Raw genomic sequence first — 12666 nt, 5'->3', positions numbered from 1 at the left:
GTCCATTTATACGACAGCCTCTTTTTTTTCCTAATATCGTAATACAAAGAAGTATTATTTCTGCTTGATCCTTGGGTTGAGTTTTACTTTTTTTCCCTCCACATTCCGTCTCATCCGCATATTGATAAGTTCCACTCCCAGAGAGAAGAAAACTGCAAAGTAGATATATCCTTTGGGTACTTCAAAATGGAAGCCCTCCACCAACAACATAAATCCGATCAAGATCAGGAAAGATAGCGCCAGGATCTGAAGTGTAGGGTGCTTGTTGATGAATTTGCTGATTTTCCCGGCAAACAGCATCATGACTATCATGGAAATAATCACAGCAATGATCATTACGACCACCTCCTTTACCAGACCCACTGCGGTAAGAATACTGTCAAATGAAAATATCACATCCAACAAAATAATCTGAAAGATTACTTGGGATAAACTGCTGGCCGAGTTGGATTTGACTTCCTCCGGTATCCCTTCCATCTTGTGATGGATCTCCAAGGTCGATTTGAACAATAAAAACAATCCTCCAAAGACCAAAATCATATCTTTCCCGCTTAAACTGAAATCAAAAACTGTAATCAGAGGATCATTGAATTTGATGATGTAAGAAATCCCAAGTAATAAGCCCACTCTGAAGAGCATAGCAAAAGCCAAGCCTAATATCCTTGCTTTCTCCTGCTGATCTTCCGGGAGTTTGTTGGATATAATTGAGATAAAGATAATGTTATCAACTCCGAGGACAATTTCCAGGAATGTAAGGGTAGCCAAAGCTATCCATGTTTCAGTTGTCAGAAAGATTTCCATGACTTATTTATTGAGTTGAAAGTTTTAGGACAGGAGGAAAAAGAGCCCAATTAAAAAAAGCTGTCGCATTACTGCAACAGCTCTTTGTTATTCAAGGTGATACACAACTTACTCAGCTTTTTCTTTTTTATTGACAGTGATGGTCAACTCATCACCTTCACCGGAATAATCCGCTAGGATCACATCCCCTTCACTTAGCTCCCCTTTGAGTATCTCTTCTGCCAGGGCATCTTCAAGGTACTTTTGGATGGCTCTGTTCAAAGGCCTTGCTCCATATTGTTGGTCATAGCCTTTTTCCGCCAAGAAATCCTTGGCTTTATCTGTTAACTGGATTTTGTACCCTAAATCAGTGATTCTGCTGAAGAGTTTCTTCAAACTGATCTCGATGATCTTGTGAATATGATCCTTATCCAGGGAGTTGAATACAACTACATCATCCAATCTATTGAGGAATTCAGGGCTGAAGGCTTTCTTAAGGGCGCTTTGAATGGTAGATTTCATAACATCATCCATGCTTTGTTGTTTAGCTTTAGAAGCGAACCCAATTCCTGCACCAAAATCTTTGAGGTCCCTGACACCGATATTGGAAGTCATGATGATAATGGTATTTCGGAAATCCACTCTTCTTCCCAAACCATCAGTCAGGATACCGTCATCCAGCACCTGTAGCAGGATATTAAATACATCTGGGTGAGCCTTTTCAATCTCGTCCAAAAGCACTACAGAATAGGGCTTTCTTCTAACCTTCTCTGTCAATTGCCCCCCTTCTTCATACCCAACATATCCCGGAGGCGCTCCAACCAATCTGGATACGCTGAATTTCTCCATATACTCAGACATGTCTATTCTTACCAAGGCATCTTCCTTGTCGAAGAGATAAGTGGCCAATGTTTTTGCCAATTCAGTTTTTCCTACACCAGTTGGACCTAAGAAGATAAAGGAACCAATTGGCTTTTTCGGATCTTTCAATCCAACACGGGTCCTTTGGATGGCTTTCACCAATTTCTTGATAGCTTCGTCCTGCCCTATGACTTTACCCTGAAGTTCCTCTCCCATATTGAGAAGCTTTGCACCTTCATTCTGGGCAATTCTTTTTGCAGGAATACCCGTCATCATGGCAATTACCTCTGCTACGTTGTCTTCTTCCACCACATAGCGCTTGGTCTTGCTTTCCTCTTCCCATTTCACTTTAGCATTCTCCAATTGCTCTAGGAGTTTTTTCTCCTTGTCTCTCAACTGGGCAGCTTCTTCGTATTTTTGGCTTTTAACTACCCTGTTTTTCTCGACTTTAATCTTTTCGACTTCTTCCTCCAATTTCAGAATTTCCTCTGGAACGTGGATATTGTTGATATGGACACGGGCACCGGCTTCATCTAAAATATCTATAGCTTTATCAGGAAGAAATCTATCAGAAATATACCTATCAGATAATTTCACACAGGCTTCAATGGCCTCTGTGGTATAAATCACATTGTGGTGATCTTCGTACTTATCCTTAATATTGTTAAGTATCTGAATAGTTTCCTCTGGCGAGGTTGCATCTACCATTACCATCTGGAACCTTCTTGCCAAAGCTCCATCTTTTTCGATATACTGCCTATATTCGTCCAATGTGGTAGCACCTATACATTGGATCTCGCCCCTTGCCAATGCAGGTTTGAACATATTTGAAGCATCCAAGGAACCACTGGCTCCACCTGCCCCGACAATAGTGTGCAACTCATCGATAAACAGAATTACATTAGGAGATTTTTCCAGCTCGTTCATTACAGCCTTCATTCTCTCCTCAAATTGTCCCCTGTATTTGGTGCCAGCTACCAAAGATGCCAAATCCAATGTAACAACACGCTTGTTGAACAACACACGGGACACTTTCTTTTGAATAATTCTTAGGGCCAAACCCTCCGCAATTGCTGTTTTACCTACACCTGGCTCTCCTATCAAAATTGGGTTGTTTTTCTTCCTTCTGGACAGAATCTGGGCTACACGCTCAATTTCCTTTTCTCTTCCGATAATTGGGTCAAGCTTGTCTTCCTCAGCCATTTTGGTAAGATCCCTACCAAAATTATCCAAAACAGGGGTTCTAGACTTCTCAGAAGTGCCTTTGGACGCACTACCTGAAGAACCACTGCCAGAAGAAGAACCAAATAATTTTGAACTGTCCTCATCTGGATCGTCTGCCTCAGCTTTAGATCTTGGACCACTATTGGTTTGAAACTCTAACATCTCTTTTACAGCATCATAATTGGCATCAAACTTATGTAAGATCTGCGTTGCAATATTGTCTTCGTCTCTAAGAATGGAAAGCAACAAGTGCTCTGTTCCGATCAATTGACTTTTAAATATCTTCGCCTCCAGGTAAGTTATCTTCAATACTTTTTCAGATTGACGGGTAAGAGGAATATTTGCAAGATTTTTTACATTATGATTTGCCGTACCCTTCACCGCTCTTTCAATAGAATTTCTAAGTTCATCCAACGGAACTCCCAATTTCTTCAGTATGGAAACAGCCACTCCTTCACCTTCACGAATCATTCCCAACAAGAGGTGCTCGGTCCCAATGTAATCATGTCCTAACCGCAATGCTTCTTCGCGGCTAAGGGAGATCACCTCTTTGACTCTGTTTGAAAATTTTGCTTCCATGTATATCCTTTCTGATTTTATTTGAAATCTGTACTAATGTTACCGAATTTGTTTTAAAAACACAATCCTTTTAATGATTGTTCAATCATTTTTTTTGAGAAGTCCAGAGTATATTTTTTGAAGCCGGACCTTCACAAAAAAGCAGATCGATCACGCTGAGATTAGGGGCAAAGTTTACGCCAAATAATTGAGAATAGGTATGAGATTGGTAAAATGATCTTGACTCAAATCCCTTTTTAGCATTAATAAGCCCTCTGATATCATTTTCCGAGGTTTTTTGACCTATATTTCCCATTACGGAAAGTTTGACATCCAGTTGCAAGAGGTTAAGACAAACTGTCAGTAATTCTAAATTCAAGTCAAAAAGAAATGCCAGGTTTTTTTGATAAACTTTTTCAAAATATGGATAAAAATACTCAAAAAAAGGTGCTTTTCCATATCCTGATTGAATTCCTCTCAAATGAACATTCTTCCACTTTTGACCATAATCAATTTTTACTTCCCTGTAAGGTAGCCCTTTGTTCCCTCCTAAAACAGGAACAGACAATACCTCTACCTTGTTGGCCAATAAAATCGAAGTCCTGTTCCTGTAGCTCTGCTTCTGGTAATTTTCTCCTCCATCTACACATATCTCTTCATGGCCCAAAACCGCCGTGAAAAATTCCAATGTTGGAAGGTAAAATAATTCAGTCAATATACTCATCCTGTAAACTCAATTTGAATATTACAGAATTTCATCCACTGGACCTAGGCCTTCTCTGACCACTTCAATCTCATCTCCTGTACAATCCAATATTGTGGAAGCAACATTATTGCCATACCCCCCATCGATCACCACATCCACCAAATCTTTGAATTTTTCATATATCAACTCAGGGTCTGTACTGTACTCTATCACATCATCCTCATCCCGAATGGAAGTAGTCAGAATTGGGGAACCCAATTCCTTTACCAAAAGCCGCGGAATGGAGTGATCCGGTACACGAATACCTACTGTTTTTTTATTGCTGTTCAAAATTTTGGGGACTGAATTATTTGCCTCCAAAATAAAAGTATATGGACCAGGAAGCGCTTTTTTCATTACTTTAAAGACGGGTGTACTCAATGCTCTCGTATATTCCGAAATGTTGCTCAGGTCATAACAAATAAAAGAAAAATTATGCTTTTTTGGCTTGATACCTTTGATCTGGGCTATCTTTTCTACGGCCCTTTGATTGTGTATGTCACAGCCCATACCATAAACTGTATCCGTAGGATAAATAATTAACCCTCCGTCCCTAAGAATATCTACTATTTTTTGGATTTTTCTTATTTCGGGATTTTCAGCATATAGTTTGATAAATTCCGCTGCCATTTCTTATAGGTTTTTCTGATAAAAATCCACTAGGTAATTCAAGTAACATGTAGCACTTGGTATTCTAAGAAGGAAGGATTAACCTCTTCCTATGATCGAATTTAGGGGGCAGTACCCTCAAGTCAAAATTTTAAACCGATTTAGTTTATGTTTAAAATTTAAACAGCATTCAATTTATTGAAAATGAGATTAATGTGATAGAAAATCTGTTCAGACCAAAATCAGCTATTTGTAAAAAAACAGTTAAAATCCAGCGAATTACGCTCTACACCAAGCTAATAAATCTTCCAAAATTGGAATATCTGCTTCTGCCCAATCAAGCTTTTTTAAGTTCCCAATCTCTTTCCAGATGACCTGCTTATGCTCTTTTAGTTCCAAGTCCCCACCGATATGTCTTGCAAGAAAAGGAATCAGTTCAATCACTTTCCCATTATTATAATCGTGCGTATAACTTTGAAATTCCCTTAAAATTTCAATTTCAAGATTTAACTCTTCTTTGATCTCCCTGATCAGGCTTTGCTCAGGCGATTCCCCATCTTCAATTTTTCCTCCTGGAAATTCCCATTTCAAAGGGAGTGACATTTTTTCACTCCTTTGTGCACACAAAACTTTTTGATCCTTAAAAATGATAGCACAAGTCACCCTGATAGTATGGGACATAGATTTTAATTTAGTTTAGCCTGATGAACAAAATTGTCTATTTTTGCCGTTATTCTTGTGTTTGAAGTGCAAATTATGTTTGAAGATAAAAAAACTAAAATCTACCTCATTGTAATCATCACTTTTTCTGTGATGTTGACCTCTTTATCCTTCTATTTTTATCAGGCCTTTTTTAGCCCTAACGCTTTAGTGGACAAAGAAGATCCTTATTTGTTAAAAATACCCAGCAACGCCACTTTCAAAAACGTGTCTGATAGTTTGTACAACAACGGGGTCATCAATGACATCATTACTTTTAGCTTTGTAGCCAAGGTTTTGGACTATCAAGAGGCTGTCAAACCAGGATTATACACTATCCACCCAAAGACCAATAACCTTAATTTGATCCGTATACTCCGGGGAGGCCAAACTCCTGTGAAAGTTACTTTTAACAATATACGAACCAAAGAGGACCTCGCTGAAAAATTGACAAGAAATTTGGAAATAGTACCACAACAATTCTTAGACCTAATGTCAGACTCAGTGTACATTATGAAGTTTGGCTTTGAAGATGAGACTGTTATGTCCATGTTCATCCCTAACACTTATGAGTTGTGGTGGAATACAAGTCCAGAAAATTTATTTGACAGGATGTACAGGGAGTATGAGAGATTTTGGACAGATGAAAGGAAAGAAAAAGCTAAAAATATTGGTTTAAGTCCAACAGAAGTCTCCACTTTGGCTTCCATAGTACAGGCTGAAACTCAAAAAACTGATGAAAGATCAAAGGTGGCAGGAGTTTATATGAATAGACTAAGAATTAATATGCCCCTTCAGGCAGATCCCACTCTAATATTTGCTGCTGGGGATTTCTCCATCAGAAGGGTGCTTAATGTACATAAAGAAATTGACAGTCCTTATAATACCTATAAATATACAGGACTTCCTCCTGGGCCAATTAATTTGCCCGAAATAAATGCTCTGGATGCTGTCCTAAATTATGAAAAGCATGATTACCTCTATTTTTGTGCAAAAGATGATTTTTCAGGCTACCATGCTTTTGCTAGTAATTTTAATGAGCACCTTAACAATGCAAGAAAGTATCAAGCTGCGTTAACCAAAGCTAATATTTATTGATATGTTCCAAGCCGAAACACAAGTACGAGTAAGATACGCGGAAACAGACCAAATGGCCTATGTTTATTATGGGAATTACGCCATGTACTTCGAAGTAGCGAGAGTGGAAGCACTGCGCTCGGCTGGATTTTCATACAAGCAGATGGAAGAGGATGGCATCATGATGCCTGTCTTAGAACTCCACACCCAATTCATGAAGCCCGGAAAATATGACGAGTTGTTGACCATCAAAACAAAAATTCCTGAACTTCCCGGCATCCGGATAAAATTTGAATATGAAGTTATCAATGAGTCCCAAGAATTGATTACCAAAGGATGGACCACATTGACCTTTTTGAAAAAAGACAGCCATAAACCCTGCAGACCTCCGCAATATTTATTAGATTTATTGCGTCCATATTTTGAATAATCCATTTTTAAGTGAAAAAAAGGATAAGATTATTTTCCATAAAGTTTACCCGAAAAGCAAAACTCCTCAGGAAATTCCATTTAGGAAATCCTGACCAAAACCTTTATGATGTAGGCAGGATATTTCTTGAGCAATTGAAGAAAGATGATCTAAATGAAAGGGCTGGAGCCATGGCATTTAGCTTTACTGTGGCCATGTTTCCTCTCTTGCTGTTCCTTTTGAACATGATCCCTTACATTGGCCACTTTTTCCCCAATGTAACCACACAAAATATCCTCTTATTTATTGGAGACCTGATTCCGGCAAGTATATATCAAGAAGCCGAATCGACCATCATGGATATTGTCAGTAAACCCAGACAAAGCTTACTTTCTATAGGTTTTTTCCTGGCACTATTCCTTTCAACCAATGGTGTGGTAGGCATGATGAATGCATTTAATGCCGTATACAGGACCAAAGAAAACAGATCATTCTGGACTACTAGAATAATAGCCATCACAATTGTGATTGTTTTGGTATTAGCTATCTGTGGAGCCGTTGTAGTAATGATACTTGGCAGCAGCGTTTTGTATCATATTTCGGAATGGGAAATAGTATCCAGCAATCTTTATTATTACTTATTGACCATTTTCAGATTCATTGTATTGCTAGGGCTATTTACTCTAGCTACAGCTTATATTTTTAGATTTGCTCCGGCTGTTCATGATAAATGGAAGTTTTTCTCAGCAGGTTCTATTACAGCCGGTTTTCTGATCAATTTTAGTTTTTATTTGTTTACTTTTTATTTGAACAATTTTGGCACATACAACAAACTTTATGGATCCATTGGAGCCATGATTGCTGTAATGTTGTGGCTTTTTATCACTTCACTAATTATTCTTATCAGTTTTGAAATAAATGTAAGTTTGGATAAGGCAGCTGAAAGACGGGCTGTTTCTGCCAAACTTGCAAATAAATTAACATGATTAATGTCATGTTTGGTCACCAATTTCATCAAGAATGGGATTGGTAAACCTTTATAATTTTGCCCATCATAAACCAACGTCAAAATGGAAACCAAAAAGAGTATTTTTATAGCTACCGCCCAACCATACAGTGGAAAATCTACCGTTGCTTTAGGAATCGTTGATATGTTATTGGCCAAAACCCAAAAGGTTGGATATTTCAAACCCATTATCAACGAAAAACCGGAAATTAAAAGAGACGCACAAATAGATACTTTGATCCAGCATTTCAAGCTGCCCATTCAATATGAAAAAGCCTATGCCTACACCAGAGAAGAAGCTAACATTTTGGCAGAATCCGGTTTGCAGGGCGAAATTATTGATACCATCATAAGCAAATACAAAAAGCTGGAAGAATCCTATGATTTTACAATTATCGAGGGAAGTGATTTTTTGGGTGAAGGAACAGCTTTTGAGTTTGATGCCAATGCCACTATTGCAAAAAACCTGGGCACACCTGTAATGATTGTAACTACCGGTGAGGGCAAAACTGTGCAACAGATAACTAATTCGGTCAATGTCACCATCAATAATTTTCTTGAAAGAAAAGTAAAAGTTCTTGGGGTAGTAGTCAATAAAGTAGAGGCCAGTGAATTGGAGGAGGTTAAAACCCAATTGATATGCCACCTAAAAAAAGATATTCTTGTAACTGTAATACCCAATATAACAGAGCTAAAAAGTCCCAGCATGAAAGAGGTTAAAGAACTGCTCAATGCTGAGGTTCTTTTTGGCGAAGAACATCTCTCCAACAGGGCAGATCATTTCATCTTTGGAGCTATGCAGATTTCCAATTTCCTCAAACATATCAAACAAAACGTCTTGATCGTGACTCCAGGGGATAGGGCCGATATCATTATGGCTTCACTTCAGGCAAATTTATCAAAGAATTACCCCAAGATTTCTGGTATTGTCCTGACCGGTGGCTTCGAGATAGCTGATTCCGTTCTCCGCCTAATGGAAGGTTCTAATATTTCAGTTCCCATACTTAGGGTAGAAGAACCCTCATTTTATGCAGCTACCAAAGTGGCCGGTATCCACTCGAAAATTACTCCTGACAATACTGATAAAATCCATGTTGCCATCAATACTTTCAGGAAGTTTATGGATCTGGAAGCTTTGGAAAAAGAAATTGCCGCATTCAGGCCTGTAGGGATGACCCCTAGAATGTTCCAATACCAATTGGTCAGCTGGGCAAAAAGCCGGAAAAAGCATATCGTACTTCCGGAAGGTAAAGATGAAAGGATATTGAAGGCCGCAGACAGACTGGTCAAGCAGGGTATTGTCAATGTTACATTATTAGGTGATATCAATGAAATCTCAGCAAGCATTGCCAGGTTGGGACTATGTATCAATCAAGAAAACTGTCAAATCATCAACCCACAAGATTCCCTATATTTTGATGATTATGTGAATACGCTTTATGAACTGAGAAAAGGCAAAAACATGCCTATGGAGGTAGCAAGAGACTTAATGACTGATGTAGCCTATTTTGGCACCATGATGGTCCACAAAGGTCATGCAGACGGAATGGTTTCAGGAGCGATTCATACCACTGCACATACCATAAGGCCTGCTTTACAATTTATCAAAACAAAGCCAGGCATATCACTTGTATCCTCTGTTTTCTTTATGTGCTTGGCTGACAGGGTAACTGTTTTTGGTGACTGCGCCATAAATATCAACCCAACAGCGGAAGAACTTGCCGAGATTGCCATCTCCTCTGCGGATACCAGTACCAAGTTTGGTATTGAACCAAGAGTAGCCATGTTGTCTTATTCCTCAGGAGATTCCGGAACTGGAGAAGATGTGGAAAAAGTTAGGAAAGCAACTGAAATAGTCAAATCCAAAAGACCAGACATCAAGGTAGAAGGCCCAATTCAATATGATGCGGCAGTAGATCCTGTGACCGGAAAACAAAAAATGCCTGGATCTGAAGTGGCCGGAAATGCATCTGTACTTGTCTTCCCTGATCTAAATACAGGTAACAACACCTACAAAGCTGTTCAAAGGGAAACCGGAGCCATTGCCATTGGACCAATGCTCCAAGGCCTCAATAAACCTGTCAATGACCTTAGCCGAGGATGTACTGTAGATGATATTTTCAATACAGTAATAATTACAGCGATTCAAGCTCAGGAAGATTGAGGTAGGATATTGTACCATGTGGAGGGAAAGAAAAGTAGGGATGCGGATTTCGGATTTCCGGACGTAGTTAAAAATAATTCCTTTGGCGACTTAGGTTACCCTGTGTTTCCAAACGCAGGACCAAGGAGTGTTGAGTTTTATAACTCTGGATCCAAACGTACATCAATAACCATAGAAAAAGCAAATTAATGCTATGAAAATACTCGTATTGAATTCAGGAAGCAGCTCTTTGAAATACCAGCTTTTTGAGATGCCAAATGAACAACCGCTGTGCTCGGGATTGGTGGACAGGATTGGTCTGGAAGGGTCTACCATCACACATAAAAACTTAAAGTCCGGAAAGGAAGAAAAATTCCTGATAGAAACTCCCATACAAGATCATGAAGCGGGACTGCTTAAGGTCACCGAACTCCTCAAAGACACTGAAAAAGGATCAATCTCAGACAATTCCGAAATAGAAGCCATAGGCCACCGAGTGGTACATGGAGGAGAGCAATTTGCATCCACAACCTTAATAACCGAAGTAGTAAAAGCTAAAATCAAAGAACTATTTGCTTTGGCACCACTTCACAATCCACCAAATTATCTAGGAATTACCGTAGCAGAGCGAATTTTCCCTAACGCAAAACAGGTAGCTGTTTTTGACACAGCTTTTCATCAATCTATGCCCCCATTGGCTTACCGCTATGCTGTGCCAAAAGAAATGTACTCTCAATTGGGCATCAGGGCATACGGTTTCCATGGCACAAGCCATCAATACGTATCCAAAAAGGCGCTCAAATACCTTCAAAACCCAAATGCCAAAATCATCTCTATCCACTTGGGAAATGGATGTAGTATGACAGCCATTGATTCGGGAAAATCCATCGATACAAGTATGGGACTTGGCCCTATGGGAGGTCTGATTATGGGTACAAGAGCCGGAGATATTGATCCATCTATCATTTTTCACCTTATCAATGAAAGAGGATACAGCTCTAAAGAAGTAAATGAAATTTTGAATAAAAAAAGTGGCCTTTTGGGCCTCTCCGGATTCAGTGACATGAGGGATGTGAAAAAAGCCATTGAAGAAGGTAATAAGGATGCCAAATTAGCCTATCAATTGTATGCTTATCGGATTCAAAAGTACATCGGTTCATTTACTGCAGTTCTCAAAGGTCTTGATGCGATTGTTTTCACTGCAGGAATTGGAGAAAATGACCCGGACATGCGGGCGGAAGTATGCAAGGGCATGGATTTCTTTGGCATACAATTGGACCTCCTACTCAACAGCCAAAAAACCCAAACCATTAGGGAAGTGAACCAAAAAGGTTCACCTGTCAAAATATTGGTTATCCCTACCAATGAGGAGTTGGAAATTGGCCAGCAAACCTTTGAAATAGTCAGGAAATAATCTTTTGAAAACTTTCCTTATCTGTATCACCTTCTGTATTAAAAACCAAAATACGGGAATGTGGACCTATATCCAGTTGCTGACGGACGGGCTGAAAAACCGGATCCTGCATCATGGCCAACAATCCTGCTAGTCCAGCAGCACCGGATTCACCTGAAATTATTCTTGGATCATCTTCCAATGGATAATATAAGCAACGAATAGCTTCCTCCACCTGAATATCTGGGATATTGAGAGATACGCTTATGGCATTTTTTAATAGTTCCCAACCTGAAAGTGAAGGAATCCCACAGTTTAATCCAGCCATGATGGTATAGGAAGGATTATTTGGAACTACTCTTTGACTACTTCTAAAGGAGTCCAGTAAACCTGATGAGCCTTCCGGCTCTACAGAAATCAGAGCAGGACCTTTTGAACTATACCTTTGGAGGTAGTAATAGGCAGCAGCTCCTGCCCAACTTCCTACACCTACCTGAAGAAAAACTACATCTACTTCTGGAAATTCCCTGGGATGCAAATCGGTTTCAAGTTCCTTAAATTGGGTAAGATAACCTGCCATGATCAAAGCAGGTATAGTCTCGTACCCTTCCCATGCAGTATCCTGCACCAGTTCCCAGTTATTTTTTATACTCATCTCTTCTGCATAGGCACAGGTATCATCATAATTTTTATTCAATTGTATTACCTTAGCTCCCTCCTTTTCTATAGCTTGGATCCTATTAGAAGTGGTATCTGAGGGAACAAAAACCACAGCCTCTTTACCAAATTTTTGGGCAGCCCAAGCCACCGCCCGTCCATGATTTCCATCCGTAGCCGTACAAAAAACCTTCATGTCTGGCTTATCTTGAAGAATCTGAAAAACTGCAAAAGAAGCCCCAAGCCCTTTGAATGCATTTAGGCCAAATCTCTTAGATTCATCCTTGACAAATAACTTTCCTATTCCCAAATGTTTGGCTAAAGCTGGTAATGAAATTAAAGGTGTGTGCTGATATTCTGCCAGGGATAGGTGAAAAGCCAAAGCATCTTTCTCCTTGAGAATGTCAGTAGTAATATTTTGGGGGATCCTAAAATCAGGTTGATTTAAGAAATATGGTATGTAGGACTTTGTCATGAGTAATAGAAAGTGGCTGTTCATAAAGTT

The 12666-nt window shown here is 39.3% G+C and carries 11 protein-coding genes; 5 read left to right on the top strand and 6 right to left on the bottom strand.

From position 1 onward, the window contains the following. Window positions 1-54 precede the first annotated feature (54 nt). The 5 genes from CLV48_RS05855 to CLV48_RS05835 all read right to left on the bottom strand — a co-directional run bounded on the left by CLV48_RS05855 (window position 55) and on the right by CLV48_RS05835 (window position 5458). Window positions 55-801 carry a TerC family protein gene (locus CLV48_RS05855; RefSeq protein WP_106566331.1) on the bottom strand — a complete coding sequence of 249 codons (747 nt, stop codon included), beginning with the start codon at window positions 799-801 and terminating at the stop codon, window positions 55-57. Between the two features lie 108 nt (window positions 802-909). Then, window positions 910-3444, bottom strand: coding sequence for an ATP-dependent Clp protease ATP-binding subunit (locus CLV48_RS05850; RefSeq protein WP_106566330.1), 2535 nt, complete (start codon window positions 3442-3444; stop codon window positions 910-912). A gap of 85 nt (window positions 3445-3529) precedes the next feature. Continuing rightward, window positions 3530-4147, bottom strand: coding sequence for a WbqC family protein (locus tag CLV48_RS05845; RefSeq protein ID WP_106566329.1), 618 nt, complete (start codon window positions 4145-4147; stop codon window positions 3530-3532). A 21-nt stretch (window positions 4148-4168) separates the two neighbouring features. Then, window positions 4169-4798: an L-threonylcarbamoyladenylate synthase gene (locus CLV48_RS05840; protein ID WP_106566328.1), complete on the bottom strand. Its 630-nt coding sequence runs from the start codon at window positions 4796-4798 to the stop codon at window positions 4169-4171. Window positions 4799-5056: 258 nt separating this feature from the next. Then, the gene (locus tag CLV48_RS05835) at window positions 5057-5458 is read right to left on the bottom strand and encodes a (deoxy)nucleoside triphosphate pyrophosphohydrolase (RefSeq protein ID WP_106566327.1); all 402 of its coding nucleotides are present in this window, start codon (window positions 5456-5458) and stop codon (window positions 5057-5059) included. A 75-nt stretch (window positions 5459-5533) separates the two neighbouring features. Between CLV48_RS05835 and mltG the strand changes: the two genes are divergently transcribed. From mltG to CLV48_RS05810, 5 genes are all read left to right on the top strand, one after another. Beyond that, window positions 5534-6574 carry an endolytic transglycosylase MltG gene (gene mltG / locus CLV48_RS05830; protein ID WP_106566326.1) on the top strand — a complete coding sequence of 347 codons (1041 nt, stop codon included), beginning with the start codon at window positions 5534-5536 and terminating at the stop codon, window positions 6572-6574. 1 nt (window position 6575) lies between these two features. Further along, window positions 6576-6983 (top strand): acyl-CoA thioesterase, encoded by a 408-nt coding sequence (locus CLV48_RS05825; RefSeq protein ID WP_106566325.1) that lies wholly within the window; start codon window positions 6576-6578, stop codon window positions 6981-6983. Window positions 6984-6994: 11 nt separating this feature from the next. After that, complete coding sequence (locus tag CLV48_RS05820) at window positions 6995-7948, top strand: YihY/virulence factor BrkB family protein (protein WP_106566324.1); 954 nt, start codon at window positions 6995-6997, stop codon at window positions 7946-7948. Window positions 7949-8032: 84 nt separating this feature from the next. Further along, window positions 8033-10132: a phosphate acetyltransferase gene (pta, locus tag CLV48_RS05815; protein ID WP_106566323.1), complete on the top strand. Its 2100-nt coding sequence runs from the start codon at window positions 8033-8035 to the stop codon at window positions 10130-10132. A 193-nt stretch (window positions 10133-10325) separates the two neighbouring features. Further along, entirely contained in the window at window positions 10326-11525 is a 1200-nt protein-coding gene (locus CLV48_RS05810; protein WP_106566322.1) for an acetate/propionate family kinase, read from the top strand. Here CLV48_RS05810 and CLV48_RS05805 read toward each other — a convergent pair. After that, the gene (locus CLV48_RS05805; RefSeq protein ID WP_245889497.1) at window positions 11515-12660 is read right to left on the bottom strand and encodes a diaminopropionate ammonia-lyase; all 1146 of its coding nucleotides are present in this window, start codon (window positions 12658-12660) and stop codon (window positions 11515-11517) included. The genes CLV48_RS05810 and CLV48_RS05805 overlap by 11 nt on opposite strands. Between the last annotated feature and the right edge of the window lie 6 nt (window positions 12661-12666).

Source organism: Cecembia rubra, assembly GCF_003014575.1.
Taxonomy (GTDB): Bacteria; Bacteroidota; Bacteroidia; order Cytophagales; family Cyclobacteriaceae; genus Cecembia_A; species Cecembia_A rubra.
Note: the sequence above shows the minus strand (reverse complement) of the source record. Positions and strands in the feature narration are given on the sequence as shown.